General features: G+C 48.5%; 26 protein-coding genes and 1 rRNA gene. 7 read left to right on the plus strand and 20 right to left on the minus strand.

The window, feature by feature from the left end; all coding sequences use genetic code 11:
• Positions 1–13 precede the first annotated feature (13 nt).
• The 12 genes from ACS5WU_RS10065 to ACS5WU_RS10120 form a co-directional block, all read right to left on the minus strand.
• A complete protein-coding gene (locus tag ACS5WU_RS10065; protein WP_046442800.1) occupies positions 14–568 on the minus strand; it encodes a hypothetical protein in 555 nt (184 codons plus the stop codon).
• Positions 569–581: 13 nt separating this feature from the next.
• Complete coding sequence (locus ACS5WU_RS10070; protein WP_052740314.1) at positions 582–1,163, minus strand: J domain-containing protein; 582 nt, start codon at positions 1,161–1,163, stop codon at positions 582–584.
• A gap of 27 nt (positions 1,164–1,190) precedes the next feature.
• A complete protein-coding gene (locus ACS5WU_RS10075; protein WP_046442801.1) occupies positions 1,191–2,030 on the minus strand; it encodes a DUF5685 family protein in 840 nt (279 codons plus the stop codon).
• Positions 2,031–2,132: 102 nt separating this feature from the next.
• A complete protein-coding gene (gene trpS / locus ACS5WU_RS10080) occupies positions 2,133–3,131 on the minus strand; it encodes a tryptophan--tRNA ligase (RefSeq protein WP_046442802.1) in 999 nt (332 codons plus the stop codon).
• 3 nt (positions 3,132–3,134) lie between these two features.
• Positions 3,135–4,625: a threonine synthase gene (thrC, locus tag ACS5WU_RS10085; protein WP_046442803.1), complete on the minus strand. Its 1,491-nt coding sequence runs from the start codon at positions 4,623–4,625 to the stop codon at positions 3,135–3,137.
• Positions 4,626–4,865: 240 nt separating this feature from the next.
• The gene (locus tag ACS5WU_RS10090; protein ID WP_046442804.1) at positions 4,866–5,276 is read right to left on the minus strand and encodes a hypothetical protein; all 411 of its coding nucleotides are present in this window, start codon (positions 5,274–5,276) and stop codon (positions 4,866–4,868) included.
• A gap of 125 nt (positions 5,277–5,401) precedes the next feature.
• The gene (gene gpmI / locus ACS5WU_RS10095) at positions 5,402–6,937 is read right to left on the minus strand and encodes a 2,3-bisphosphoglycerate-independent phosphoglycerate mutase (protein WP_046442805.1); all 1,536 of its coding nucleotides are present in this window, start codon (positions 6,935–6,937) and stop codon (positions 5,402–5,404) included.
• Positions 6,938–6,992: 55 nt separating this feature from the next.
• A complete protein-coding gene (gene tpiA, locus ACS5WU_RS10100; protein WP_046442806.1) occupies positions 6,993–7,736 on the minus strand; it encodes a triose-phosphate isomerase in 744 nt (247 codons plus the stop codon).
• Positions 7,737–7,927: 191 nt separating this feature from the next.
• On the minus strand, positions 7,928–9,109 hold the full coding sequence (locus tag ACS5WU_RS10105) for a phosphoglycerate kinase (RefSeq protein ID WP_046442807.1): 1,182 nt from the start codon (positions 9,107–9,109) through the stop codon (positions 7,928–7,930).
• A gap of 99 nt (positions 9,110–9,208) precedes the next feature.
• Positions 9,209–10,825 (minus strand): Na/Pi cotransporter family protein, encoded by a 1,617-nt coding sequence (locus ACS5WU_RS10110; protein WP_046442808.1) that lies wholly within the window; start codon positions 10,823–10,825, stop codon positions 9,209–9,211.
• A 29-nt stretch (positions 10,826–10,854) separates the two neighbouring features.
• The gene (locus ACS5WU_RS10115) at positions 10,855–11,319 is read right to left on the minus strand and encodes a tRNA (cytidine(34)-2'-O)-methyltransferase (protein ID WP_302761353.1); all 465 of its coding nucleotides are present in this window, start codon (positions 11,317–11,319) and stop codon (positions 10,855–10,857) included.
• A 267-nt stretch (positions 11,320–11,586) separates the two neighbouring features.
• On the minus strand, positions 11,587–12,006 hold the full coding sequence (locus ACS5WU_RS10120; protein WP_046442810.1) for a MerR family transcriptional regulator: 420 nt from the start codon (positions 12,004–12,006) through the stop codon (positions 11,587–11,589).
• Between the two features lie 112 nt (positions 12,007–12,118).
• Between ACS5WU_RS10120 and ACS5WU_RS10125 the strand changes: the two genes are divergently transcribed.
• Complete coding sequence (locus ACS5WU_RS10125) at positions 12,119–12,970, plus strand: aldo/keto reductase (protein ID WP_046442811.1); 852 nt, start codon at positions 12,119–12,121, stop codon at positions 12,968–12,970.
• Between the two features lie 80 nt (positions 12,971–13,050).
• Here ACS5WU_RS10125 and ACS5WU_RS10130 read toward each other — a convergent pair whose 3' ends face one another.
• From ACS5WU_RS10130 to ACS5WU_RS10150, 5 genes are all read right to left on the minus strand, one after another.
• The gene (locus ACS5WU_RS10130; RefSeq protein ID WP_302761357.1) at positions 13,051–13,875 is read right to left on the minus strand and encodes a Cof-type HAD-IIB family hydrolase; all 825 of its coding nucleotides are present in this window, start codon (positions 13,873–13,875) and stop codon (positions 13,051–13,053) included.
• On the minus strand, positions 13,863–15,038 hold the full coding sequence (locus ACS5WU_RS10135) for an aminotransferase class I/II-fold pyridoxal phosphate-dependent enzyme (protein ID WP_046442812.1): 1,176 nt from the start codon (positions 15,036–15,038) through the stop codon (positions 13,863–13,865). The genes ACS5WU_RS10130 and ACS5WU_RS10135 overlap by 13 nt, the downstream gene beginning before the upstream one ends.
• Entirely contained in the window at positions 15,035–15,532 is a 498-nt protein-coding gene (locus ACS5WU_RS10140; RefSeq protein WP_046442813.1) for an Lrp/AsnC family transcriptional regulator, read from the minus strand. The genes ACS5WU_RS10135 and ACS5WU_RS10140 overlap by 4 nt, the downstream gene beginning before the upstream one ends.
• Positions 15,533–15,690: 158 nt before the next feature.
• On the minus strand, positions 15,691–17,106 hold the full coding sequence (locus ACS5WU_RS10145; RefSeq protein WP_046442814.1) for a 2-isopropylmalate synthase: 1,416 nt from the start codon (positions 17,104–17,106) through the stop codon (positions 15,691–15,693).
• Positions 17,107–17,123: 17 nt separating this feature from the next.
• Positions 17,124–18,317: a pyridoxal phosphate-dependent aminotransferase gene (locus ACS5WU_RS10150; RefSeq protein WP_046442815.1), complete on the minus strand. Its 1,194-nt coding sequence runs from the start codon at positions 18,315–18,317 to the stop codon at positions 17,124–17,126.
• A 255-nt stretch (positions 18,318–18,572) separates the two neighbouring features.
• Between ACS5WU_RS10150 and ACS5WU_RS10155 the strand changes: the two genes are divergently transcribed.
• Entirely contained in the window at positions 18,573–19,463 is an 891-nt protein-coding gene (locus tag ACS5WU_RS10155) for a DegV family protein (protein WP_059108716.1), read from the plus strand.
• Positions 19,464–19,795: 332 nt separating this feature from the next.
• Complete coding sequence (locus ACS5WU_RS10160) at positions 19,796–20,629, plus strand: glycerophosphodiester phosphodiesterase family protein (RefSeq protein WP_046442863.1); 834 nt, start codon at positions 19,796–19,798, stop codon at positions 20,627–20,629.
• A 36-nt stretch (positions 20,630–20,665) separates the two neighbouring features.
• Here the strand turns inward: ACS5WU_RS10160 and msrB are convergent, their stop codons facing one another.
• A complete protein-coding gene (msrB, locus tag ACS5WU_RS10165; protein ID WP_046442817.1) occupies positions 20,666–21,154 on the minus strand; it encodes a peptide-methionine (R)-S-oxide reductase MsrB in 489 nt (162 codons plus the stop codon).
• Complete coding sequence (msrA, locus tag ACS5WU_RS10170; protein WP_046442818.1) at positions 21,114–21,635, minus strand: peptide-methionine (S)-S-oxide reductase MsrA; 522 nt, start codon at positions 21,633–21,635, stop codon at positions 21,114–21,116. The genes msrB and msrA overlap by 41 nt, the downstream gene beginning before the upstream one ends.
• Before the next feature lie 163 nt (positions 21,636–21,798).
• Here msrA and ACS5WU_RS10175 point away from each other — a divergent pair, with 163 nt between their 5' ends.
• The 4 genes from ACS5WU_RS10175 (at position 21,799) to ACS5WU_RS10190 (ending at position 26,388) form a co-directional block, all read left to right on the plus strand.
• The gene (locus ACS5WU_RS10175; RefSeq protein WP_302761728.1) at positions 21,799–22,707 is read left to right on the plus strand and encodes an InlB B-repeat-containing protein; all 909 of its coding nucleotides are present in this window, start codon (positions 21,799–21,801) and stop codon (positions 22,705–22,707) included.
• Positions 22,708–22,884: 177 nt separating this feature from the next.
• A complete protein-coding gene (locus tag ACS5WU_RS10180) occupies positions 22,885–24,204 on the plus strand; it encodes a hypothetical protein (RefSeq protein ID WP_465089145.1) in 1,320 nt (439 codons plus the stop codon).
• Positions 24,205–24,319: 115 nt separating this feature from the next.
• On the plus strand, positions 24,320–24,898 hold the full coding sequence (locus ACS5WU_RS10185; protein ID WP_046442820.1) for a TetR/AcrR family transcriptional regulator: 579 nt from the start codon (positions 24,320–24,322) through the stop codon (positions 24,896–24,898).
• On the plus strand, positions 24,895–26,388 hold the full coding sequence (locus tag ACS5WU_RS10190) for a phytoene desaturase family protein (RefSeq protein WP_465089146.1): 1,494 nt from the start codon (positions 24,895–24,897) through the stop codon (positions 26,386–26,388). Before ACS5WU_RS10185 ends, ACS5WU_RS10190 begins: the two co-directional genes overlap by 4 nt.
• 112 nt (positions 26,389–26,500) lie before the next feature.
• Here the strand turns inward: ACS5WU_RS10190 and rrf are convergent.
• A 5S ribosomal RNA gene (rrf, locus tag ACS5WU_RS10195) occupies positions 26,501–26,617 on the minus strand.
• Positions 26,618–26,705: the final 88 nt, after the last annotated feature.

Here is a 26,705-nt window from a genome sequence, read left to right on the forward strand (position 1 = left end):
ACGGTATTCGGCGCTAAAACTTTCCGGTACTGACCAGCCGGTTACGCAGCGTACCATAATACCAGCCAGCCACCTTGGTAAAAATCCAGTCGTAAAGCAGGAAGATAAACTCTGCCGCAATGAGCAGCGCCCACCACGGAACCTGAAACGGAAATTGCTCCGTCATCCATCCGCCGGTCTGGAAATAAATCAGTACCGCGCCAATATTGAAGTAAACCAGTTTTGCCACAGTAGCGCTGGCTCCGCGCCGGTCTCCGTCGATAAAATATTTAAAAATCCCATAGTGCCCAAAGAAGAACAGGTATGGCAGCATACCCGTTTTGACCGGCACCATCAAAAATCCGAGAATCAGAACTGAAATGACCACTACGATAGCGGGAACAAGCATCCGTTCCATCATAATGCCCATAATAAATACAGACGCCACAAAATAAAGCGTAATCCGCCCCACGGGCAGGATATTTGCCAGGTATACGAAGAGCAATGTCAACGACGCGAACATGGCGACCATGCCGGGCCTGTTTGTCCTGGTGGTTTTGTTTGCACGTCCCTTGATATATTTTACCATAACCTATCCCTTATCAAATACAGCACAGCATCGGCCGGAAGCAAAGGCTGCTGCCAATGCAGCCCACACACAGGCACGTGGTGCAGATTCCCATCATGCGCCTGGAACCGTCCGAACCCTCGTTATCTCCAAAGTCCATATACATTCCAGTCGTCTGCGACATCGCGCGCATCGCCTGCTCGTACTCATGGTTGGTCGGCTCCATTTGATACGCAATATTAAAATGCTCCGCCGCCCCGTCATACCAGCCGCGCCGCATGAGCACGATGCCCATCAAAAAATGCCACTCTGCCGGGCGTTCTTTCATACGGTTCAGCATTGCCTCTGCCGTCACGAGGTCTCCCCTCTGGATCGACATGCGGATAGACGCGAACTCAGGCGAGTTGGAATTGTAGCTGTAATTCCCCTGCTTAATCTTTGTGACCATATCGTAAGCAGCGTTAATCTGCTTGAGCTTTTCGCTTGCCGCAGCCTGCTTTTCCGGATCGTTTGCGAACCTGTCCGGATGATATTTTTTAACCAGTTTCCGGTATGCGGCTTTGATTTCCGCTTCCGTGGCGTTTTCAGAAACGCCGAGCACCTCATATGGATTCATATTGTTTCCTTTGGTTGTTCTATTTTTTCATTCAACCGGCGCAACCATCCTGCAGCCGTTTTCAAGCACGGCTTCCGTTTGCGTCCGAAGCCCCAGATAAATAATGTTTTGCAGGATTTCCCTGTTTCGCTTTAATTCAAGCCTTCCAAGCTCCTGCGCAGCCTGCGCCAGCGTATAAAAAAGGCTCGTACGAATTTGTTCCTTTGCAGCCCGATCCAGTTTGCCATATTTGTTCAGGTAGACGTTGTAATTGCCGCTCTTTTCATCCTTCTGACAGTCTTCCACCGCATCAATGAGATAAACCCATCTGCCAATGCTGTAACCAAGGTCATAAAGAATATGCGACTGCAGCACATCTGCATCCTGAAACACAGTCCCTAAAAGCCGCGCATAAGAATCCGCAACCGCGTCTGTATTTGCAGACCTTTCCTTTTCAAGCACACAAAGCTCGTCAATCGTTTTGCGCGCCACATCGACCATACCGCGTCTACGGCACGCAGCCTTATCAAACGCTTTTTTAAACAGCGCCTTCGTAAGGCGCATTCCCTTTTTGCCGTCCCGCAGGTTGTCCTCTATCTGGAAATATGCCATCAGGATATTAACGTCGGCCGCATACGACGCGGCGGGCGTAATGACTGCGCTGCGCTTTTTGACCGGATGAAACGCGCATTTACACGGCTCCACCGTTCCCTGTTCTTCGCGCAGTCCGTCGGCAAGCAGATATAAAAAAACGCTGTCATAATTCAGCACTGCGTTCTTTTTATATTCCTGTTTCAGCATTTTGCACAAGCCGCAGTAGTACGCACGGTACAGCTCGTATTCACGTACTTTGAGCTCGCTCACCTGTGGCACAATATATCCAAACATAGAGTTATTATATCATCAAAGTACGCCCGTTTCCACTTTTCATAAAAAAAATGCGCTGTTTTCCTTGAAGGCAAGCGCATTTTTAAGAGTTTGTTCACAATCTTACAGTTTTTTTGGCGCAAGGCCGATTTTTTTCTGTACCTTGGAAAGCGTTTTCCTCGCGGCATAGGCAGCCTTCTGCGCATTCTCCGTCATAACTTTTTCGAGGAAAGCTTTATCCGTACGAATCTGCTGATACCTCTTTTGCAGCGGCTCAAGCTCAGAAATGACCGCGTCCGTAACGGTTTGTTTCAAGGTTCCGTAACCCTGTCCTGCAAATTCTTTTTCACAGTCCGCTATCGATTTCCCTGTAATCGCGGAATAGATGGTGAGCAGGTTGGAAACGCCCGGTTTATCCTCCGAAAAACGAATCTCTCCGTCCGAATCCGTCACGGCGCGTTTCATCTTGCGCGCGATGACCTCCGGCGCATCGAGCAGCGCGATAAACGCATTTTCATTGTCGTCCGATTTGGACATTTTCTTTTCCGGCTCCTGCAGGCTCATAATCTTTGCGCCCGCCTTGGGGATATACGGCTCCGGAATCGTAAATACGTCTCCATAAATGTGATTAAAGCGCGCCGCAACATCACGCGTGAGCTCCAGATGCTGCTTCTGGTCTACGCCCACCGGCACAAGGTTCGCCTGGTACAGCAAAATATCCGCAGCCATCAGCGCTGGATAGGTAAACAACCCTGCATTGATATTATCCCCTGCTTTTGCGCTCTTTTCCTTGAACTGTGTCATGCGCGAAAGCTCGCCCATATACGTAAAGCAGTTCAAAATCCACGCAAGCTCCGCGTGCGCGGGTACATGGGACTGCATATACAGTGTATTCTCCTGCGGATCGATACCGGAAGCAATCAGGATAGACATCACGTCGAGCGTGCGTTTCCTGAGCATTGCCGGATCCTGGCGGACGGTGATCGCATGAAGGTCTACCACGCAATAATAACAGTTATATTCGTCCTGCAGCGCCGCCCAGTTTTTAACGGCTCCAAGGTAATTGCCAAGCGTCAGGTCGCCTGAAGGCTGTATCCCGCTGAATATAATCTTTTTTTCCATTGGTCAGTCCCCCATTTTATGAATAAACTCGCTGACTGCGGAAAAAAGCCCTGTTTTCTCCACACACCCGTTGTGAAGCACCGGTTTTTCGCACAGCTCGCTGATCTGTGGCGGAATCGGCGTACCCGTAAGTTCTGAAAGCCTCGCCGCCGCTTCAAACGCGTCTGCAACGCTTTCACCCGAAACGCTTTCCAGCACATCCTGCGTGAATTTATATGGATTAGCCGTGGATACTACCACACAAAGCGTGCCGTCGCCCGTCATTTTGCGATATTTGCCACATACGCACTGCGCAACCGCGGTATGCGGATCGATTAAATAGCCATATTGCCGGAACGTATCCCTGATTGCCTGCGCCGTTTCCTGCTCGCTGCAAAAATCCGCATAAAATGTTTCCTTGAGGTTCGTCTGCATCTCAGGGGAAATTTCATACTTTCCGTTTGTTTTAAGCGCATCCATCCAAGCGCATACCTGCGCCTCGTCCCTTCCCGTCATCTCAAACAAAAGCCTTTCAAGGTTGCTTGATATCAGGATATCCATGGATGGGGACATTGTTTTATGGAATGTCCGGTTCGCATCGTATACGCTGTTGTTGAAAAAGTCTGTGAGCACGTTATTGCAGTTGCTCGCGCAAACCAGCTTTCCAATCGGCAGGCCCATACGTTTTGCATAATAGCCCGCGAGGATATTCCCAAAGTTGCCGGTTGGCACGACAAAATTGATTTTCTCGCCGCTCTTTATTTTTCCTTCCGCCGCAAGCTTTGCATAAGCGTAAATATAATATGCCACCTGTGGAATGAGCCTTCCGAAATTGATCGAATTTGCAGACGAGAAGGTGTAACCCGCCTTTTTTAACATGTCTTTCAGTTCCCTGTTCGCGAAGAGCTCCTTTACGCCCGTCTGCGCATCGTCAAAATTGCCTTTGACTCCACAGACCTCGACATTGCTCCCTTCCTGCGTTACCATCTGCAGCCTCTGCATATCCGCAACGCCGTCTACCGGATAAAACACTTCGATTGCCGTGCGTGGAACGTCCTTAAACCCTTCGAGCGCAGCCTTTCCCGTATCGCCCGACGTTGCCGTCAGGATCAGCACATTTTCTTCCTGCTGGTGAATTTCCAAAGCCTTTCGGATAAGCCTTGGCAACACCTGCAGCGCCATATCCTTAAACGCCAGCGTAGGCCCGTGCGAAAGCTCCATCACATAGCTTGACGCGTCAAGCTCCCTCAGTGGGACGACAACGCTGTCGTCAAATGTCCCGTAGGCCTGCTGCGTAATTTCCTTCAGGCTATCCTCTGAAATATCAAAAAAATACTGCAATACGCGCGCAGCAAGGACGTCGTATTCATGCGCGGCGTAGGCTTCCATTTCATTTAAATCGATCTGCGGGAATTCCTGCGGGACAAACAGCCCTCCATCCGCCGCGATTCCCTGCAGTACCGCCTGTGTCGCGGGAATGGCATTCATTTTTCCACGCGTGCTCAAAACCTGCATAGCTTTTATCTCCTTCACTAATAAACGCGAAAAGCGGACAGATCCAAACCCGCACAAACCTTCGCCACTTTTTTCTCCTGCAAAACCATAAGAAAACCGCAGCCCTCGTGCCCCATCCGGTGCTGTCCGCCTTAAGCCGGAACACTGACCGGCTTAACGCAAATTTCTCTATTTCATCTTATGCGGCGCGCCCGCCCGTGGCCTTTTGCCTCCTGTGGCGCGTCATATAAAAAACGACGTTCAGATGATACGCTCTTTTAAGAAATCAGGAGCCTTCTCCGGATCGTCGCTGATGATGATCACTGCTTTAAAATCATTTTTTTCGGAAAGCGCGTCGATTTTGTCCATCAGTTCTTTAATCTCCGCAACATCCATTTTTACTATTTTCAGAAAAGCGTCAATGTATACCGCTTCAATATCATAGTTCTGCGACACCATACCGCACAGCATACCATAAAGCGCGTCGCCGGATTCAATTCCATAATCCTTGACGTCTACAAACCGTGCCTGATGCGCTACGTCGTACATATACCGTTTGTCATCATCGATAAAAACGACGTCCCCTTTTGTAGAATTCAGTTCCGCATTTGCAAGATCGATCAGTCTTTTTGTCTTCCCGCTGCCTTTTTTCGCATAGATTAGTTGTATCATGATAAAGACCTCCTTGATTTTTGATATCTTGTAGTTAAAACCATTATAATATATCCGTTCTGTTTTATCTACCTAAAAATTATTTTTTCCGGAAAGAAAAAAGGCGGAACAATTCCGCCTTTCCACTATTTCTCAAGCAATGATTTCCCTTCCATTTCAACAGGCTGCGGCAAATCCATCAGGTCGAGCATCGTTGGCGCAAGATCGGCCAGGATACCTCCCTCGCGAAGCTTGTCAAGCTGATGTCTTTTGCTTACAAGGATGCAGGGCACAGGATTTGTACTGTGCGCCGTAAACGGTCCTCCCGTTTCCGGATCCACCATGATCTCCGCATTGCCATGGTCTGCCGTAATAATCGCCTCGCCGCCAATCCCAAGGATAGCGTCCACGACTTTACCCACGCATTCATCCACCGCCTCAACAGCCTTTACCGCCGCTTCAAAGATGCCCGTATGCCCGACCATGTCACAGTTTGCAAAATTCAGTATCATCACATCGTACTGCTGCGATTTGATGAGCCCCACCGCCTTCTCGCAAACCTCCGGCGCGCTCATCTCCGGCTGCAGGTCGTAAGTCGCGACCTTCGGCGATGGAATGAGCACCCTGTCTTCTCCTTCATTTGGCTGCTCTACGCCGCCGTTGAAGAAAAACGTTACATGGGCATATTTTTCCGTTTCCGCGATGCGGAACTGCTTTTTCTTATGCTGCGCCAAATATTCGCCAAGCGTATTTTTCAACACCTGCGGCTTATACGCAACGTGGATATTCCGGAACGTTTTATCGTACTGCGTCATGGACACGAAATACGTTGGGAAGTATTCCCTTTCAAATCCGGCAAAATCCTCGTCTATGATGCTGCGCGTCAGTTCGCGCGCGCGATCCGGCCTGAAATTGAAGAAGATCACAGAATCATTCTTTTTCAGCTTTGCAACCGGCTCCCCGTTTTCCGTAATGACGGTTGGCTTTACGAATTCGTCATATTCCTTTTTGTCATAGGAATCCTGCATCGCGCTTACCGCGTCAGGCGCATCGAGCCCCTCGCCTTTTACAATCGCGTCATATGCGAGCTTTACGCGCTCCCAGCGGTTATCCCTGTCCATCGCGTAGTAGCGGCCCATAACCGTAGCAATTTTTCCCGCGCCGATTTCTTTGATCTTTGCTTCCAGTTCCTCAATAAAGCACTTGCCGCTGTCCGGCGGAACATCCCTTCCATCCATCAGGCAGTGGATATACGTCCGGTCTCCAATCCCGTTTTCTTTCGCCAGTTTTAAAAGCGCATACAGATGGTCCTGGTGGCTGTGCACACCGCCGTTTGAAATCAGCCCGATAAGATGCAGCGAGGAATTATGCTCCTTTACGTTTTTGATCGCTTCCAAAAACTCTTCCTTGCTGAAAAAATCCCCGTCCGCAATCGATTTTGTAATGCGCGTCAGCTCCTGGTATACAATCCTGCCCGCGCCAATATTAAGGTGCCCAACCTCGGAATTCCCCATTTGCCCATCCGGCAGGCCGACGGAAAGTCCGCTTGCGCCGATCTGGGTGTTTGGATATTCCTCCATCAGCTTTTTGATGTTGGGCGTTCCCTCTGAATAAATGGCATTGCCCTCCGTATTGCTTGTGAGGCCAAAACCATCCATAATAATAAGTGCTGTAAATGCCATGTTATGTCACCTTTTCCTGATCAAGATAGAACTTCCCTTTGTGTGCGTAAACTGCTTAGTAGTTCACGACCTTGGAGAAATCCTCCGCTTTGAGCGAAGCGCCGCCAATCAGCCCGCCATCGATATCGCTCATTGCCATGAGCTCTGTGGCGTTCTTTGGGTTCATGCTTCCGCCATATTGTATTCTTACCTCATCCGCAGCGTTTCCAAACACTTCTTTGATTGCCGCGCGGATTTCTTTGATCGTATCGTTTGCATCGTCCGACGTTGCGGTCTTGCCTGTGCCGATCGCCCAGATTGGTTCATACGCAACCACGACTTTCGCTACGTCGCCTTCTGCTACGCCTTTGAGCGCGAGCTTTGTCTGCTTGCGGACAACTTCCGCCGTAACGCCGTTTTCACGCTCTTCGAGCTTTTCTCCAACGCATACGATTGGCGTGAGGCCTTTTTCAAGCGCCTTCAGCACCTTCAGATTCACTGTTTCGTCTGTTTCCGCATAATACTCGCGGCGCTCGGAGTGGCCGATGATTACATACTGCACGCCAAGGTTCAGCAGCATATCCGCAGATATTTCGCCTGTGTACGCCCCGGAATCGTGGTAATCCATATTCTGTGCGCCAAGGCCGATATTTGAGCCGCGAACCGCAGCAGCGGCAGCGGCAAGGTCTGTCGCCGGCGTGCAAACCACCACATCCGCTTTGGCATCGGCAACAAGTGGCCTCAGCTCATTAATCAAGGCAGTCGCCTCATCCGCCGTTTTGTTCATCTTCCAGTTTCCCGCAATAATTGGTTTTCTCATTTTTTAGATCTCCCCTCAAATTATGATAGCAATTTGTCAAAAGGTTGGTTACAAGCTTTTGGTATAAATTGCATATGCAAGCAATTTATCGTAAGTTTTACATAACCTGCTTTTCGTTAAATCGCTGTAATTCCCTGAAAAGGGCGGATACACTTTATCCGCCCTTTTTAACTAATTGAATTATCCGCTATTTATTTGTCGTTGAGCGCCGCCACACCCGGAAGCTCTTTTCCTTCCAGAAATTCCAGAGAAGCGCCGCCGCCTGTGGAAATGTGGGACATCTTATCGGCAAAACCAAGCTTCTTGACTGCCGCTGCGCTGTCTCCGCCGCCGATGATCGTCGTAGCAGAGGAAGCGGCCATTGCCTCGGCAATCGCTTTGGTGCCGCCTGCAAATTCCGGAATTTCCGCAACGCCCATCGGGCCGTTCCAGATAACCGTCTTCGCGCGCTTGATTTCCGTAGAGAAAATGATTCTTGTGGACGGTCCGATATCGAGCGCCATGGAATCAGCAGGAATATTGTCTACCGGCACAACGTGTGTCTCTACGCCGGCCTTGAGTTCTTTGGCCACTACAAAATCCGAAGGCAGCATGATTTTGATGCCTTTTTTCTTTGCTTTGTCCATCAGCTCCAGTGCAAGGCCAAGGCGTTCGTCGTCCACGAGCGATTTCCCCATTTCAAATCCCTGCGCCTTTACAAACGTATTCGCCATGCCGCCGCCGATGATCAGGCAATCTACTTTAGTAAGCAGGTTTTCGATAACTCCGATTTTGTCGGAAACCTTCGCGCCGCCAAGGATTGCAATAAACGGACGCGCAGGATCATCAAGCGCCTTGCCAATAATGGAAAGCTCTTTGCCAATCAGGTAGCCCGCAACCGCAGGAAGATATTCGGCAACGCCCGCCGTAGAAGCGTGCGCCCTGTGAGACGTACCAAACGCGTCGTTCACATAAATATCTGCAAGGCTTGCAAGCTCCTTTGCAAACTGCGGATCGTTCGCCGTTTCTTCCTTGTGGAAACGCAGGTTTTCAAGCAACACCACCTGTCCATTTTCCATGGAAGCGACCGCATCCTGCGCTGCTTTGCCTACGCAGTCTTTTGCAAAAATAACCTTTGTATTCAAAATCTCGTCAAGACGTTTCGCAACCGGAGCAAGTGAAAATTCCGGTTTCACCTCGCCCTTTGGCCGTCCGAGATGAGAAGCAAGGATAACCTTCGCACCGTGGTCGAGCAGGTACTGGATCGTCGGAAGAGCCGCCTGAATACGGGTTTCATCCGTGATTTCTCCCTTATCGTTCAGCGGAACGTTAAAATCTACGCGTACAAGTACCTTTTTGCCCTGAACGTCGATATCTTCAATCGTTTTTTTCATATTATTACTCCTTTGATATGAATTCGTTCGCATACACTATTCATTTTAATAGTAAACCCCTGAATAAGCAAGCAAAACTTGATCATTCGGGGGGCGCTCTTACTGGAATTCACCGCGCAGATAGATCGCCGCGATATTTGCCGCATGATCCGCTACCCTTTCGCACATCGTAATGATATCCGTAAACACAGTGCTCGCCTGCGGGCTGCATTCGCCCTTTTTCAGGCGCTTAACATGGTTTTTCTTTATCTTTTCCTCATAACGGTCAATTTCGTCTTCTATTTCAATGACGCGTTGCGCGCTTTGCGCGTTGTTTTGCTCGAGCGCCTCCATCAGGCGTTCAAAGGACTCGTTGATCTTATCAGCCATGAACTTGATTTCTACGGTCCCCTTCTTGGACATTTTGATCTTTTTATCCAGCCGGATTGCCGCAATATCCGCAATGTTTTGCGCGATATCTGATACGCGTTCAATATCCATGATCACATGCAACATACCCGTCACAGTACGCGAGTCCACCTCAGAAAGGCCCGTCTGGCTGACTGTTGCGAGCGCATCTGTGATTTCGTGGTTGAGGTAGTTGACCACTTTTTCATTTTCGCTCACCTCTTCAATCAGCTTTTCATCCCGTTCAAGGAAGCTGCGGATCGCAAGGTTGAAATTCTCTCCGGAAAGCCGTTCCATGCGGGCAACCTCAAGCATTGCCTGTCCGACCGCAACCGCCGGGCTCTCGACGTTTTTATCAATATATTTCAGTTTTTTGCCTTCAAGCTGTTTATCCTCCCCGCGAATGAAGAAGCACGCAATTTTCGCAAGCAGCTGCGGGCACCAGATAAAGATCAGGGCGTTAACCACATTGAAGAAGGTATGGAAGTTTGCAAGCTGGTTGACCGGCGCATTTGGCGTCCACGACTTGATCCAGTCCACAATGGGAAGAAACTTCATAAGCAACATGAAAATAGCCGCGCCCAGCACATTAAAGAACAGAAGGGCAATCGCCGTGCGCTTTGCCGTTTTGGTTCCGGAAAGGCTCGCCAGAATCGCTGTGACGCACGTACCAATATTAAGGCCCAGAATAACAAACACCGCCGAATCAAGGCCCATAACGCCCTGCATGGCAAACGCCTGTATGATACCCATCGTGGCAGACGAGCTCTGGATGACCGCCGTGACTGCAAGTCCTGCCAGAAGGCCGATCCACGGCTCCTGAAAGGAGCTCAGGGCATCTACAAACGGCTGGAATTCACGCAAAGGCGCAACCGCCTCAGACATGATCTCCATACCAAAGAGCAGTATTCCAAGGCCGCCGATGATCTCGCCGATACGGCGGATCGAACGCTTTTTGACGAAAAGCATGATCACAACGCCTGCAAATAACACGATGGAAGCAAACTGGGTTACATTAAGCGCGACAATCTGGGCTGTAATGGTGGTACCGATATTCGCGCCTATCCCAACGTTAATGGCCTGCGTAAGCGTCATGAGCCCCGCATTGACAAACCCGACGACCATAACCGTCGTAGCAGACGAGCTCTGGATGACCGCCGTGACGCCCGCGCCGAGCCCGAGCGCCGCAAACCGGTTTTTCGTCATCAGCTCAAGGCCGGTTCTCAGCTTATCTCCTGCTGCGGCCTCAAGGCCGTCCGACATCAGCTTCATGCCGTACAAAAACAAGCCCAATCCGCCGACCAGCATCAAAATACTCCATAAATCCATTTAAACTTCCCCCAATAAAAGAGTTACTTTCACTTCATGTGAAAATAGCTGTTTTGGCGCATTGCCTCGTATACGCCCACACATACCGCATTGGAAAGATTGAGGCAGCGCTGCCCCGCCTGCATCGGAATCCGCACAGAACGCGCTTCGTTTGCTTCAAGCAGTTTCTTTGGCAGTCCCGCCGTTTCCTTGCCAAACACAAGAAAGCATCGATCGGAATAAACCGCCTTGTCAAAATTTCTCGCCACCTTAGAAGAAAAATACCAAAAATCACCTTCCGGATATTTTTGGTATAGTTCCTCCAAAGAGGCGTAGGTATAAAGTTCCAAATCCTTCCAATAATCAAGGCCCGCACGCCGCACATGTCTTTCGTCGATTGAAAATCCCATCTTCCCAACGATATGAAGCACGCTCCCCGTGACGACACAGGTGCGTGCAATATTCCCCGTATTTTGCGGGATCTCCGGCTCTACAAGTACAACGTTTACTGACATATTTCTTTTCAAATTCCCCATTCATTCGAAAATAAATCCATGATAATTATAAAGTAAAATATAGATGAGTGCAATGTAAAATTTATGCAAGACGTATCACTGTATTTTATCGGCCAAAATTCCTTTTCATAGTCGGCAAAACAAATTTATACCGATATCCGTAGCCCCAGGCTTATTAACGCACCTGCCAAAATGCCGGACGCCGCTCAGTTCCATGCACTTTGTTTGACAGCGCCTCGTTTTTCCAAAACAACCGCATACTCCCACTTAAGCCGTGACCGATTGCTCCGTCTTGTTCCACGTGGAGGGATTTGTGTCATCGGCTATACGTTTATCCATGATTTCCTGGTAATGCCCGACTTTTTGCACCATATAATCGTATACCCGCTGTGCATCATCCAGACGTGATTTTGCAATCTTCATTTGTTCCTGGATGATTTCAAAGCGCCGGGCTATTTCGTCTTCCCCCCGCAAACATAAATCGCAGTATTCCTTAATCGATTCAATAGACATCCCACACGCCCTGAGATTCTTAATACCAATCAGCCAGTTGACAGATTCTTCATCAAAAATCCGCCGGTTACCTCTACCCCTTCTACAAGGAAAGAGATTGATATCGGTGTAGTAACGGATCGTATGCTCCGTCATATTAAGCATTCCGGCAACCTGTTTTATTGAATATTCCATTATTTTTTCTCCTGAAATTTAAAAAAACGCTTGACTTCGAGCTACTCGAACTTGATATGCTAATGATAACACAAAATCATATTGCTTACAATTAAGAAAAAAGGAGAAGAAAATGGAATATCTAACTTTAAACAATGGAATTAAAATGCCGATTCTTGGATTTGGGGTGTACCAGATACCAGATCATACCGAATGCGAACGATGCGTTTTGGATGCGATTGACATAGGGTATCGTTCGATTGACACGGCCCAGGCGTATTACAATGAGGAAGCGGTTGGCAACGCCGTCAAAAAAAGCGGCATTTCCCGCAAAGAAATGTTTATTACCACTAAGGTATGGATATCAAACGGCGGTTATGAAAAAGCCAAAGAGTCTATTGAAGCGTCTTTGAACAAACTTCAGACGGACTATATAGACCTTCTGCTGATCCACCAGCCATTTAATGACTACTACGGAACTTATCGCGCCATGGAAGACGCTTACAGATCCGGCAAACTGAAAGCGATTGGCGTGAGCAATTTTTATCCGGATCGGTTCATTGACCTTGTCTCTTTTGTGGATATCCCGCCTGCTGTCAATCAAATAGAGATGCACATATTTCATCAACAGATACAAGCGCGGGAGATCATGAAGAAATATGGTACAAGAATTGAATCGTGGGGGCCTTTTGCCGAGGGCAAAAATGATTTCTTTCGTAACGAAATACTGATGGAAATAGGAAAACGGCATGGCAAAAGCGTAGCGCAAACAGCCTTGCGTTTCCTGATCGAGTCCGGTGTGGCCGTAATACCCAAGTCAACACATAAAGAACGTATGGCTGAAAACTTTAACGTCTTCGATTTTTGCCTGTCGGCTGATGACAGGAACAAAATAGCAAGCCTTGATACGGAAACAAGCCTGTTCTTTTCCCACTATGCTCCTGAAACAGTTGAAATGCTTATAAACATGGTGAATAAACAGTAAAACAAGAAAGCTCCCCTTTTTCACGGGAGCTTTCTTGACATTGGAAACCGTCTGTGCTCCCGCTGCCGTTTTTGATCGGTTTACTTTCCAAAAATAAATTTATCGATGGCTTTTGCAACGCCGCCGCTTCGCACGTCGCTTGTCACATAGTCGGCAGCTTTCATTGCCTCAGGCATGGCATTGCCCATTGCAACGCCTATGCCCGCAGCCTCCAGCATACACACATCGTTACCGCCGTCGCCAATCGCCATTGCGTTGTCTTCCGTGTAACCATAGAAAGCGGCAAGCTTGCCGATCGCCTTCCCTTTGTGGACGCCCAGTTTATTAAATTCAATGTTATCCGCATCGCTGCGAACGATATCGTAGCACCCTGCAAAGCGCTCGGCAATTTCCTGCATTGCCACGCGCCCTTTTCCGTCCGGCGCCCACACAAGTACTTTTTGCACATCGCCCGGGATTTCCCTGAACAGCTCGTCTTCGTCCTGCATTACCGTGACCGGAAGCACACCGTCGTTGCCCTGCTTCCATTTGTCAAACAGCCGTTGGTATGCGTCCTGACTGGTGCAATAAATGTGATTGTCGCAAAAAAGATACCGCTTCACTCCCGCGCCTTCGTAGGCGGCAAGAATTTCCCTTGTATCGTGCAGGGGAATATTATCCTGGAAATACGATTTTTCAAGATCGCGGATATCCGCGCCGTTGCACGTGATGATCGGCCCGTCGATATTTAGTATACCAATCCATTTTTTTGCCGTTCCAAGTATCCTCCCCGTGGCGATCGTCACCTTGACTCCCGCAGCCTGCGCCCGCCTGATCGCATCCAGGTCTACCGGTGCGATACTGCTGCCAATGTCCGCGATGAGCGTTCCATCAATGTCCAAAACCAATAACTTTATTTCCTGCATTCTTCTACAAACTCCGCAATCCTTTTCAGTGCCTCTTTTAAATTATCCATGGACGATGCGTATGAGCAACGCATAAAGCCTTCGCCCGCCGCGCCAAACGCCGTGCCCGGTACGCATGCAACGTGCTTTTCGTTGATCAGCTTGTGGCAAAACTCCTCTGAGGTCATTCCCATTCCAGATATATTGGGGAACACATAAAACGCCCCCTTCGGTTCAAAGCAGGAAAGCCCCATTTTCTGAAAGGAATTATACACAAACGTCCTGCGCCTGTTGTAATCCGACACCATTTTCCCTACCTGCGCAAAACCGGAATCAAGCTCGTGGCGCAAGGCCTCCTCGCCCGCGTGCTGGCTCATGGTAGGCGCGCAAAGCATGAAATACTGGTGTATTTTTACCATTGCGGCGATCATGTCCGCCGGACCTGCAGCATAACCAAGCCGGAAGCCCGTCATGGCGAACGCCTTGGAAAAGCCGTTAATCACTACCGTACGCTCATACATTCCCGGCAGGGAAGCAATCGAGCAATGCCTGCCGTCGTACGTGAGCTCCGAATAAATTTCATCTGAAATAACGAACAGATCGTGCCTTTCGATGATATCCGTCAGCGCACAAAGCTGTTCCTTTGTCATAATCGCTCCGGTGGGGTTATTTGGATAAGGCAGGATAATCGCCTTTGTTTTCGAGGTAATTGCCGCTTCCAATGCCTTCGGCGTAACTGTAAACGCATCGCATTCCTTCGTTTCAATCGGCACGGCGACTCCGCCTGAAAACGTCACGCCTGGCATGTAGGATACATACGAAGGTGCAGGAACCAGAATTTCGTCCCCCGGCTCGATCAATGCGCGAAACGCAAGATCAAGCGCTTCGCTTGCCCCCACCGTTACAATCGTCTGCGACTTCCAATCATACCCGATGCCATACCGCTCGTCAAGGTAACGGCAAATCAATTTGCGCAACGCAGGATTGCCGTGGTTTGACGTATAGTGCGTGAACCCGCGCTCAATGGAGGCGATAGCCGCCTCGCGCACGTTCCATGGCGTTACAAAATCCGGCTCGCCCACCGACAGCGAAATAATATCCTTCATCTCGCTCGCAATATCAAAAAATTTCCTGATCCCGGAGGGCGGCATTTCTTCTACTGTTTTTGCGATAAAGTTTCTCACGGGGTGACCACCAATCTTTCGTCCGTTTCTTCTCCAACAAGGATAACGCCCTGTTCCTTATATTTACGCATGATGAACACTGTCACCGTGCGCGTTACGCCGTCGATCACCGCCAGCTTTTCAAACACAAACTTTGAGATATCCTTCATGCTGCGGCTTTTGATGCGCACGCAAAGGTCGTAGGTGCCCGCCATGAGGTACACCGCGCGCACCTCGTCAAATTTATAGATGCGCTTTGCAAGGTCATCATATCCGTAATCGCGCTGGGGAGTCACTTCCACTTCAATCAGGGCCTCCGCATCCTCTTCTTCCGATACGACTTCGCGGTTCACAAGCGCGCTGTATTTTACAATCGCCTGCGCTTCTTCCAACTCGCGCGTGGCCTGCTCAACGGCATCTGCGGGAACATCCAGCATCAGTGCAATTTCTTCTGCCGTTGTTTTTGCATTGTCTTCCAGAATATCAAGGATTTCCAGTTTCAAATCTTTCTTCATGACAACCTCCATTGGTAAAAATAAATTAGGGCTATTGTATCACGTTTTATACAATTCGTCGAGCGCCACCGGTTCACCGGCTCCGTTTGCACCCGCGCTGCCTGCCAAGATGTAAAAAGGCGGACAGGAACCCCTCCTGTCCGCCGCATCCATTCCAACTATTTTTCGATTCCGTCCGCGTGAGTGCAAAGCGCCGCGTATGTGATCATATCTGCATCCTTGATGATAAGCTCAAGCTCGTTATCGCCAAACGACGTCGTCCTTCCTTCTGCATACTGCCGGTCTACCTCGTCTTTGATCTTTGCGACAAGCTCCGAATTTTTATCGATCCTGTGGCCTTCCTCAAGCTTGAAATGCGCATTGATCCAGTGCGCGATCCCCGCAAGTCCTGAATGCTCTCCAATCACCACAGAAACCGGGCGGCCGAGTATTTTATCCGTATTAAAGATATTGTATATCTGCTCGTCCTTCAAAAGTCCGTCCGCGTGGATTCCCGCACGTGTGGAATTGAAATTCCTGCCCACAAAGGGCGTGCGCGGGCTGATATCATATTTCAGTTCTTTCTCAAAATAATCCGCAATCTCCGTGATGGCCCGCAGGTCCATGCCGTCCTGCGTTCCCTTGAGCTGTACGTATTCAATCGCCATCGCTTCGATCGGGCAGTTGCCGGTGCGCTCGCCGATTCCGAGAATCGAGCAGTTGACCGAGGACGCGCCGTACAACCATGCTGTCGCCGCATTACATACAACCTTATAAAAATCGTTATGCCCATGCCATTCCAGAAGATTAGACGGAACGTGCGCGTAAAACCGCAAGCCATAAACGATCCCCTGTACGCTTCTTGGCAGGGAGGCGCCCGGATAGGTCACGCCGTAGCCAAGCGTATCGCACATACGGATTTTGATCGGAATACCGCTTTCCTGCCGCAGCTCCATCAGCGCACGCGCAAACGGAACGACAAACCCGTAAAAATCTGCGCGCGTGATATCCTCAAAATGGCACCGCGGGACGATGCCCATATCAAGCGCATCTTTTACAACGCCAAGGTATTTATCGAGCGCCTGCCCCCTTGTCATCCCCATTTTGTTAAAAATGTGGTAATCCGAGCAGGATACGAGGATTCCCGTTTCCTTGATGCCCATATCCTTTGCGAGCGCAAAATCTTTTTTGTTCGCGCGGATCCATGTTGTGATTTCCGGGAAATCGTACCCAAGCGCCATACATTCTTCAAGCGCCTTGCGGTCTTTTTCCGTATAAACGAAAAATTCGCTCTGGCGGATGATGCCCTTTGGCCCCGACAGCTTGTGGAGAAGCTTATAGAGGTCTACCACTTCCTTCACCGAAAAAGGCGTACGCGCCTGCTGTCCGTCACGGAAGGTAGTGTCTGTAATCCAGATATCATCCGGAAAGTGCATGGGTACCGTCCTGTGGTTAAACGTAATTTTCGGCACCTCGTCGTAATTGAACATATGGTCGAACAGGTTCGGCTTTTCTATATCCTGCAAGGTATAATTGTAGTCGTTTTCCTGCAACAGATTGGTACGCTTATATCTGTTTGTATTTTCTTCCGCCATTTTGGTTTCTCCCTGTATTAGTCGAGCATCGCCACAAATTCGGCAATGCGTCCGATTCCCTTTTCGATTGCCTCACTCGAGATCGCATAAGAAAGCCTTACAAAATCATCCGCGCCAAACGCCGCCCCCGGTATGACCGCTGTAAGCTTCTTTTCCAGAAGCTTTTCAGCAAAGCCCACAGAATCTTCGATCACTTCCCCGTCAATGCTGCGCCCTTTGATCTTGGAAATGTTGAGCATCACATAGAACGCGCCCATCGGCGTCAGGCAGCTCAACCCGTCGATCTCATTAATCAGCTTCACCATCATTTTCCTGCGCGAGTCAAATTCCTCACGCATCTTTGCGATTTCGTCCTGAGATCCCACAAGTGCTTCCACACCCGCAAACTGTGCAACAGAACACGGATTTGAGGTCGCATGGCTTTGATAGCTGCCCATGACTTTCGCAATCTCCGGCGTGCTTGCCGTATAGCCGATCCGCCATCCTGTCATTGCATAGGTTTTGGACAGCCCGTTCACCAGAATGGTACGTTCGTACGCATCCTCGCTGACGTTTGCAATGCTCAGGTGCTTGTTTCCATCATATACAAGCTCTCCGTAAATTTCATCCGACACGATAAAAAAGTCGTGCTTTTTGGCGATGGCCGCAATATCATCAATCGTTTTTTGCGAATAAATACAACCGCAGGGGTTGGACGGATTGTTGACGATGATCGCTTTTGTCTTATCCGTTACGGCCGCCTCGATATCCTCTGCAAGCGGTTCAAAGTTGTTGGCTTCCTTGGCTTCGACATAAACCGGCACTCCATCCGCCATTTTGACAAGCTCAGGATACGTAAGCCAATAGGGCGAGATCAGGATCACCTCATCCCCCGGATTGAGGATCGCCTGAAACGCATTGAACAGCGAATGCTTCGCCCCGTTTGAAATCACGATCTGCGACGTCTCATAATGAAGGTCAAAATTCTTTTTCAAATTCGCACATACTGCTTTTTTAAGCTCCAGAGTGCCGGACGCCGGCGTATATTTTGTCATGCCGATTTTAATCGCTTCGATTGCCGCGTCTTTGATATGCTGCGGCGTATCAAAATCCGGTTCTCCCGCGCCAAACCCGACCACGTCGAGCCCCCGCGCCTTCATGTCCTTCGCCATCGCCGTGATTTTGAGTGTGAGAGACGGCGAAATTGCAAGTGCCTTTTTTGAAAGTTGCATTTTATACCTCCATGCGATCTATGTTAAGATCAATTATAATATCATATCATTTGCTTTAACTACCGTTATCAGCATATCTATTCTAATACAAACCATCTGGAAACGCAATAGGATTCCTTTGTTAAAAATGCAAATTTTGGAAAATAATTTTTCGTTTTGAGCCTGCAGAACCGGAAGGTACAAATCCCTTGCAATTTTACCCCCTAAACGATACAATATTAGTAGATTATTTTTAACGAGATTGGAGATATTTTGATGGCGGATTATGTATTGACCTGCAGCTCTACTGCTGATCTTCCCACCGCTTTTGTGAAAGAACATGGCATTGGGGTTCTTTTCTACCAGTTTTTCATGGACGGGCATGAATATTATGACGATCAGGGCGTGTCTATTTCAACGCACGATTTTTACGATAAAGTGCGCGCTGGTTCCATGCCGACAACATCCATGGTAAACACGGAACGTTATGTGGAATTTTTCACGCCATATCTTGAGGATGGAAAGGATATCCTGCATCTGGAATTTTCTTCCGGATTGTCAGGCTCTTATAACAATGCCCTGATGACGGCTTCCCAGCTGATGGAAAAATATCCCGGCAGGAAGATTAAAGTCGTAGACTCCCTTTCCGCTTCGCGCGGTTACGGCCTGTTCGTGCATCTCGTTATGCTGAAAAAGGATGAGGGTGCGACAATCGAGGAAGCCTATTCTTATGCGGAAGATTTAAAATGGAAAATCACGCATTGGTTTGCAGTTGAAAGCCTGGAGCACCTGAGGCGCGGCGGGCGTGTTTCCCGCGCCAGTGCATTTCTTGGAACGATGCTCAACATCAAACCTGTGCTCGCGTTCAATAATGAAGGAAAAATCATCCCCGTGGAAAAAATCCGCGGCAGGAAAAAATCGCTGATCGCAATGGTCGACAAAATGGAAGAAGACATCGATAATCCGGACGGGCAAATCGTGTACATTGGCCATGGCGATGCGCCTGAAGATGCGGAATATGTATCAGGGCTCATTAAAGAGCGTTTCCCGACCATTAAAGAAACGTTCATTAACTATACGGGCCCGGTTATCGGCGCTCATTCCGGTCCGGGCACGGTCAACATCCACTACGTTGGAAAACAGCGTGTCGATATTGATTTTAAATAGTAAAGAAGGCTTGCAAAAAGCTCTTGCCCGGGCGGCAAGGGCTTTTTGTCGGATTAATGGAAAAATAATGCTTCGGCAATCATTGAACCGCAGCGCACATTGTGCGTATTGCGTATGATGATAGTTGCCTTATCGTAGTTTCCTGCAAATGGCGTTTGCGCCGTTTGACAAATTGTATTGGATTTTACGCAATCTTAAGAAACTTTTCAAAATTTCTACCTTGTATTTTTATTTTTGCACTATATACTGGGTACAGGGTAATGAAAGAAGTCAAACAAGGAGTTTTATCAAAAATGGTTTTTAAAACCTCGTTATTGCCGCTTATATTTGCTATGATTGCAGTTGCAGTCGTGATTCTTGACCGCATAATGTCAAGAGCGGCGCCGCCAAAACAAAAAACATGGCTGACCGATTATAAATATGCACACAGGGGGCTGCACAATGCTGTATTCCCCGAAAATTCATTGCCTGCGTTCAGGAACGCAATCGAGCATGGATTTGCAATCGAGCTTGACGTCCATCTGTCAAAGGACGGCCGTATCGTCGTATTCCATGATAAGGATTTGAAGCGGATGACAGGCACAGAGGGATGCGTGAAGGATTTTACCTACGAACAGCTGCGCCAACTCCGTTTAAACGGCACGCAATACGGAATCCCGACCTTGGATGAAACGCTGGACCTCATCGGCGGACAGGTGCCGATTCTTGTTGAGATTAAAAAGAAAGGCTTTGCGGGCGAGCTTGAGCGCAGGCTTTATGCCAGAATGGAGCAATATGAAGGAAAATACGCTGTACAGTCCTTCTCTCCGTTTTCGATCAGGTGGTTCAAAAAAAATGCGCCCCATATTTTCCGCGGGCAGCTTTCATGCAATTTTTCCTTTTGCAAGGAAGATTTTCCCCGGATGAGCGCAGTGCTTCGCTTTTTTGTGACAAAGCTTTTGTGGATCGTCCAGCGGCTGAATGTCAACTTTATATGCAAGCCCAATTTCATCAGCTATGAGTTCCACAAGGTGAATACAAGGTTAATTCGCCGCCTCCGGAAGAGCGGTGCACCGATTTTTGCATGGACAGTACGCAACAAAGAGCAATACGAGTTGGCAAAGCCTTACACCGACTCTGTTATCTTCGAAGATTTTACACCGGACATGCGGCGCTATTACAGATAAATGAAAACAAAAAGGCCATTTCAAAATGGCCTTTTTTTATTTCTTATTTTCTGCTTCCCGTTCCCTGCTCTTTAAATATGGCAGCAGATAGGAGTATCCTTCCACTTCGATATCCTCTCTGGGAATAAAGCGGATTGCAGCTCCATTAATACAATACCGAAGCCCTCCCCGCTCCTCAGGCCCATCCGTAAATACATGCCCCAGATGAAAATCGCCGCCCGTGCTGCGTACTTCCGTACGTACCATTCCATGAGACGTATCATTTTTTTCTCTGATGCTCGCTTCATCAATGGGCTTTGAAAAGCTTGGCCATCCGCAGCCGGATGAAAATTTATCGTAAGAAGTAAACAGTGGTTCGCCTGTTACAGCATTGACATAAATACCTTCCGCGTCACTATCCCAGTACTCGCTCGAATAAGGCGCTTCCGTCCCATTATTACACATGACGTCATATTGCCGGGCTGTCAGCCGTTTTTTTAATTCCTCATCGCTTGGACGGTTGTAACTGCCTGTAGGTTCCCGCATACTGAAACGCCTCCTTTCCAATATGGCAATATCCGTTTGGGTTTCTTTCCAGATATTTCTGGTGATAACCTTCCGCCGCATAGTAATTCCTGAGCGGCATGACCTCCGTAACAATCAAATCCTGATATTTTTCCTGTTCCCGCGCTGCAAAGGCCTTTATCACCGGCAAATCACTTTCATCAATGTAGTAAATTCCCGTACGGTACTGTGTTCCCACGTCGTTTCCCTGACGGTTTTTCACGGTAGGATTAATCACATTAAAATAAAGCTCCAATATTCCGTTCAAATCAATCACCGATTCGTCATACCGGAGCCAGATTGTTTCCGCAAAATTTGTGTTTCCGCAACAAACGTCGTCATAGCTTGGATTTGGTATGATCCCATTGGCGTACCCTACCTGAGTGTTCAGCACGCCAACCACATTATCAAAATATTTCTGCATCCCCCAGAAACATCCCCCTGCCAGAAAAATTTCTTTCATGCCCTTTATGCTCCTTATGTTCTTTTTTTATTTATAAACCGTCTTCGCAACAAATCATAACTATTTTTGCTGGAAATATTAACTTTTTTGAAACCTTACCCCGAAAAGATTGACACTTCTTTGCATTCCTTATAAAATCATAATATATATTGAGGAGAGTGTTATGAAAAAACTTTTTGCTTTGCTGCTGGTCATATTGGTTATGTGCAGCGCGGCGCCTGCTTTGGCAGCGCCCGAGAGTTCTTCTTCATCAGGTGGTTATGAAGTAAAAGCAATTATCGAGCCTGAAAACGGCGGGAGCGTTGAAGGCGCGGGCAGCTATTCCAAAGGGAAAAGCGCGGTGCTGACTGCCACGCCGGCTGATGGCTTTATTTTTGTTGGATGGTATCGCGAAGGGAAGGAAGACGCTGTAAGTACCGATCCCCAGCTAACCTATGACCTTGAGGAAACCCGTACCTATATTGCAAGGTTTGCACAGAAATACACCGTGGGCCTTGCCGTATCTCCCGAGGAAGGCGGCAGCGTTTCTCAGAGCGGGAGCGGCGAATATATGCTGGATGACTCTGTAACGGTTACCGCAACGCCTGCTGAGAATTATTCTTTTGTTGGATGGTATACGGATCCTGCTGCCAAAGATCCAATCAGCACGGATGCCAGCTATACATTCCAGATAGCAGACAGCGTAACGCTTACGGCCAAATTTTCCGCCACCTATACCCTTGACCTGATTGTTACGCCCGAAGGCACCGGAAGCGTAGTCGGTGCGGGCCAATATGCGGGTGGCAGCGTTGTGACGATTGGCGCATCACCAGCCAAGGATTACCGGTTCACAGGATGGTATGATTCCCTCGCTCCCGGCAAGATTATCAGCACCGATCCGGAATATAACCTCAACCTGGATGAAAACCGTACGCTTGGCGCGCAGTTTGATCGAAGTTATGGTTATATCCTGATGTGGGTTGCCATATGGATCGGAATTGGATTTGCAGTATTTGTGATCGTCATGAGGACAATACGGCGTATTCGTATGGTGCGCAGGAGAAGGCGCAGAAGGCCAAGAAGAAGATTCTAATCAATAATATAAAACGGACCTTTCAAAAGGTCCGTTTTTTTATGCCGGCAGGCTGTCACAAAAAGTCGTATATTTTTTTAAATAATTCCGGTACGGTATTATTTTGTGACCGCTTTTGTGACCGCTGGATGGTATGATAATGACATAGAAAGAAATTAACAGGATGGTATATAGATTATGAATCAGACAAAGAAGAATGGAAAAAAGAAAAAAACAATTATCGTAATGGCAATGGTTTTGTGCCTGACTCTTTGTATGGGTTCTGTTACAGTCGGCAGTGCCGGAAATAATACCATACCGGAAACAGTTAATATCAGCGAACCGAATGTTCCGTTGGCTGATCCTTCCTCCCTGACGGGTGAAGATGCTGATGTGGATTCGACACAGGATGTTCCCGAAACTGCGCCTGTTGCATCTGCAGTGACAAATAATGCAGTAAATACAGATAACAACGCTGAAACCGTGCCTGTTGCCGCTCCGACCGTCGTTCCTGCTCCTGAGTCGTCTGTAATTCCCGAGCCGTCCGTGGCTCCTGAGCCGTCCGTGACTCCCGAGCCGTCCGTGACTCCTGAGCCGTCCGTAACTCCCGAGCCGTCCGTGACTCCTGAGCCGTCCGTAACTCCCACTCCCGAGCCGTCCGTGACTCCCGAGCCGTCCGTAACTCCCGAGCCGTCTGTGACTCCCGAGCCGTCCGTGACTCCTGAGCCGTCTGTGACTCCCGAGCCGTCTGTGACTCCCGAGCCGTCCGTGACTCCCGACGATGACGATAAAATTACAGGTACGAACCTTGAAATCACATTGGGATATGCTGAAAGAGTGATTGACGGATACAACAAATGTGAAACGAATGCAGAACGCCAGGAATATCTCGGAATCAACAACAACAACTTTTCCAACGACACATTCCGCGCTAAGCTCGCAGAGTTGATGGGAAAATATTACAGCTTTCCGCTGACCGTTGACAGCAACGTGCAGTCTCAGGGCGCTTACTGCCAGGACAAAGACCTGTATTATCAGGTATATTTCGTAAAAGATGGCGACAGCCGCGCTGCAGTTGTATATGCGTCAGAAGCATCTGGCCTTGACAGCGGTAACCGTTGGGAGGCATGGATGGTCTATCAGAACGGTACATGGTTTGAAAGTCAAAAAACACATAGCTACAATGGCTCTCACCAGTCGACCAGCGTTTCCGGCCTCAGGGACAAAAACATCTCGTACGTGTCCGGAATGGTTCAGGACGGTACGCAATGGCTCCCCGCAGGAACGATTGCAGAGGAAGCGAGCGAACAGGCCCCTGAAGAAGAAGTTCAGTCCATGTCGTTCGAAGCCGTTTGTGAGGCTCCCGTTGCTGCGACAGCACCGCCTGTAGAGGAAAACATGGAAATCGAATCACAGGACGAACAGGATGCTGCTGCAGATGAAAAGGACATTGAAGTACCCGCAATGGATACAACCGAACAGCTTTCACAGGATGAAACGGCATCTGTTGAATTTTAAACCAATACAATTACCATGCACCGGAGCGATATATGCTCCGGTGTTTTTTTATATTGACATTCTACGTGGGAAATTATATTATTGAATTATAATTCAATGAATGGGCATTCAATATATGAGTAAACGAGAGGAACAAAAGCAGCAGCGTCGAACACAGATTTTAGGCACAGCCCTCGACCTTTTTATTCGAAAGGGATATACCGCGACAAAAATAAGCGATATTTCGCAGGCGGTGGGAATGAGTGTCGGGTTGCTGTTCCATTATTTTTCCTCCAAAGAAAACCTGTATGAGGAACTGATAAAAATCGGTATGAGCGGTCCCGAATCTATGATGACACAGCTTAACGGACTGCCGCCCCTTACGTTTTTTGAACAAATGTGTTCGCAAATCTTCTCTGCTATTGTGCAGGAACCCTTTGTCGCAAAAATGTTTGTCCTTATGAATCAGGCGTTTTCCAGCGAGGCTACGCCCGAATATATTCAAAAAATGATCCAGAAAGTCAATTACTATGAAGCATCTGTCCCTGTTATGATCGCAGGTCAAAAAGAAAGAACGATACGCGACGGCGATCCATTGGCGCTTTCTGTCGCATATTGGACTGCGATACAAGGCGCTGCAGAGGCTGTTGCGCTCTATGGTATGCCTTGTCCGCAAAGCGAATGGATCGTTGATATTATAAGGAGAAAATCATGAAAAAAGTAATCATCATTGGCGGCGGGATCGCCGGACTTTCCGCAGGCGTTTATGCGCGCCGCAGTGGGTTTGACGTCACAATCCTTGAGCAGCATACGATCCCAGGAGGCAACTCCACCAGTTGGAAACGCGACGGTTACCTGTTTGAAGGCGGCTTGCACTGGCTGGTCGGTTCTTCCGCCGAGGCACCGCTTAATCGTTTATGGCGCGAAACCGGCGCTCTTACAAGCGATACCCACATCTACAATCGCGATCCCTTCCTGACCTATCTGGATGGAGATCAGCAGATATGCTTATACCGCGACGTCAATAGACTGGAGCAGCATTTACTCTCTGTTTCACCCCAGGATACAGACTCAATTCGTTCCCTGTGCAAAGACATCCGTAAGTTCGGTAAAATGAGTATGCCTGTCATGGACATAAAGGGTGTACGGGTGAAGCACAAAAGCGCTCCGCCTCTTTCAATGCTTTTCTCTATGATGTCCGTAATGCCGCGTATGAAGGCGTTGTCAAAAATATCAGCTGCGGAATACGTTGCTCAATTTAAGCACCCTGGAATTCGTATTTTGCTCAAAAATGTTGTGGGCAGCGGTGAATTTGCTGCAAATTCAATTTTGTTTACGCTTGCCGGCCTGTCAGTCGGCGACGCTGGTTATCCAAAAGGCGGTTCCCTTGCAATGGCACAGCGCATGGCGGATTGTTTTACCGGATTGGGTGGGAAAATCCAATATAAAAAACACGCAGCGCAAGTCGTCACAAAGAATGGGGTGGTGACAGGCGTTCTTGTAGATGGCGAAGAGCTCGCCACAGATGCCGTAATCATTACTGCCGATGCCTTGAGCGCAGTGGAGCACCTGTTCGCAGTTCCGTTTCACGAAGCCTGGGCAGACAAAATGCGCAGCGTGACAAAACCTGTACTGAATACCTTTTTATCGTTTGGCGTCGAAACCGATCTTTCCGGCCTGCCTGAAAACTATTTGTTTCCACTTGACGAAACGATTGATTTTGCAGGCGAACAGGTGTCCTTTTTGGGTATCAACAATTATGCCAATTTTGAAGGTTATGCGCCGAAGGGATGTACCCCGCTTACAAGCGTACTGATTGCCGGTGATGAGACTTACCATTATTGGGAACAAGCCAGGCTGGATGGCACCTATACCGCCAAAAAGCAACAGCTTGCAGAGGCAGTGATGGACCGCCTTGCAAAACGCTTTCCTCAAATGCAGGGTAAATTCGTTACATGGGATGTCGCTACTCCTCTTACCTACGAACGCTATTGCAGCACCTATAAAGGTTCGTGGATGACGATCATGGAGGCGAATAAACCGCAGGCCAACTATCCACTAAAATCGGAGTCCCTATCCGGGCTTTACTTCGCAGGGCAACGGATGCAGGCCCCGGGCGGCGTACCAGTTGCCGTATCGACTGGCAGAGGCGCCGTGCAGCATTTATGCAAAGACACGGATACCATATTTGAATGTGAAACCTAAAGTATCAAACAGAGAAACCGTCTGCTACTAGGCAGACGGTTTTTTGATGCAAAGTAAAAAGCCCTTAAGCATTAAGCAAAAGGACCCCTCACATAGGATATTGAAAAATGGAATCCGGCAGCTACCTATCCTCCCGGGCCGTCACCAGCCAAGTACTTTGGGCGTTTAGAGGCTTAACTTCTGTGTTCGGAATGGGAACAGGTGGATCCCTCTAGCTATCGCCACCGGAAATTTTATAAACTTGTTTTAAGAATGCACTGCATCGCATTCATTCAAGCACATTGAAAACTAAATAGTAGAAATATTGTAAAGAGATA

The sequence above is a fragment of the Christensenella sp. KGMB01412 genome, assembly GCF_055522415.1.

What these genes read in the sequence shown, in the direction of transcription:
- ACS5WU_RS10065 (WP_046442800.1), bottom strand. Translation starts at nt 568, where the DNA reads ATGGTAAAATATATCAAGGGACGTGCAAACAAAACCACCAGGACAAAC.
- ACS5WU_RS10070 (WP_052740314.1), bottom strand. Translation starts at nt 1,163, where the DNA reads ATGAATCCATATGAGGTGCTCGGCGTTTCTGAAAACGCCACGGAAGCG.
- ACS5WU_RS10075 (WP_046442801.1), bottom strand. Translation starts at nt 2,030, where the DNA reads ATGTTTGGATATATTGTGCCACAGGTGAGCGAGCTCAAAGTACGTGAA.
- trpS (WP_046442802.1), bottom strand. Translation starts at nt 3,131, where the DNA reads ATGGAAAAAAAGATTATATTCAGCGGGATACAGCCTTCAGGCGACCTG.
- thrC (WP_046442803.1), bottom strand. Translation starts at nt 4,625, where the DNA reads ATGCAGGTTTTGAGCACGCGTGGAAAAATGAATGCCATTCCCGCGACA.
- ACS5WU_RS10090 (WP_046442804.1), bottom strand. Translation starts at nt 5,276, where the DNA reads ATGATACAACTAATCTATGCGAAAAAAGGCAGCGGGAAGACAAAAAGA.
- gpmI (WP_046442805.1), bottom strand. Translation starts at nt 6,937, where the DNA reads ATGGCATTTACAGCACTTATTATTATGGATGGTTTTGGCCTCACAAGC.
- tpiA (WP_046442806.1), bottom strand. Translation starts at nt 7,736, where the DNA reads ATGAGAAAACCAATTATTGCGGGAAACTGGAAGATGAACAAAACGGCG.
- ACS5WU_RS10105 (WP_046442807.1), bottom strand. Translation starts at nt 9,109, where the DNA reads ATGAAAAAAACGATTGAAGATATCGACGTTCAGGGCAAAAAGGTACTT.
- ACS5WU_RS10110 (WP_046442808.1), bottom strand. Translation starts at nt 10,825, where the DNA reads ATGGATTTATGGAGTATTTTGATGCTGGTCGGCGGATTGGGCTTGTTT.
- ACS5WU_RS10115 (WP_302761353.1), bottom strand. Translation starts at nt 11,319, where the DNA reads ATGTCAGTAAACGTTGTACTTGTAGAGCCGGAGATCCCGCAAAATACG.
- ACS5WU_RS10120 (WP_046442810.1), bottom strand. Translation starts at nt 12,006, where the DNA reads ATGGAATATTCAATAAAACAGGTTGCCGGAATGCTTAATATGACGGAG.
- ACS5WU_RS10125 (WP_046442811.1), top strand. Translation starts at nt 12,119, where the DNA reads ATGGAATATCTAACTTTAAACAATGGAATTAAAATGCCGATTCTTGGA.
- ACS5WU_RS10130 (WP_302761357.1), bottom strand. Translation starts at nt 13,875, where the DNA reads ATGCAGGAAATAAAGTTATTGGTTTTGGACATTGATGGAACGCTCATC.
- ACS5WU_RS10140 (WP_046442813.1), bottom strand. Translation starts at nt 15,532, where the DNA reads ATGAAGAAAGATTTGAAACTGGAAATCCTTGATATTCTGGAAGACAAT.
- ACS5WU_RS10145 (WP_046442814.1), bottom strand. Translation starts at nt 17,106, where the DNA reads ATGGCGGAAGAAAATACAAACAGATATAAGCGTACCAATCTGTTGCAG.
- ACS5WU_RS10150 (WP_046442815.1), bottom strand. Translation starts at nt 18,317, where the DNA reads ATGCAACTTTCAAAAAAGGCACTTGCAATTTCGCCGTCTCTCACACTC.
- ACS5WU_RS10155 (WP_059108716.1), top strand. Translation starts at nt 18,573, where the DNA reads ATGGCGGATTATGTATTGACCTGCAGCTCTACTGCTGATCTTCCCACC.
- ACS5WU_RS10160 (WP_046442863.1), top strand. Translation starts at nt 19,796, where the DNA reads ATGATTGCAGTTGCAGTCGTGATTCTTGACCGCATAATGTCAAGAGCG.
- msrB (WP_046442817.1), bottom strand. Translation starts at nt 21,154, where the DNA reads ATGCGGGAACCTACAGGCAGTTACAACCGTCCAAGCGATGAGGAATTA.
- msrA (WP_046442818.1), bottom strand. Translation starts at nt 21,635, where the DNA reads ATGAAAGAAATTTTTCTGGCAGGGGGATGTTTCTGGGGGATGCAGAAA.
- ACS5WU_RS10175 (WP_302761728.1), top strand. Translation starts at nt 21,799, where the DNA reads ATGAAAAAACTTTTTGCTTTGCTGCTGGTCATATTGGTTATGTGCAGC.
- ACS5WU_RS10180 (WP_465089145.1), top strand. Translation starts at nt 22,885, where the DNA reads ATGAATCAGACAAAGAAGAATGGAAAAAAGAAAAAAACAATTATCGTA.
- ACS5WU_RS10185 (WP_046442820.1), top strand. Translation starts at nt 24,320, where the DNA reads ATGAGTAAACGAGAGGAACAAAAGCAGCAGCGTCGAACACAGATTTTA.
- ACS5WU_RS10190 (WP_465089146.1), top strand. Translation starts at nt 24,895, where the DNA reads ATGAAAAAAGTAATCATCATTGGCGGCGGGATCGCCGGACTTTCCGCA.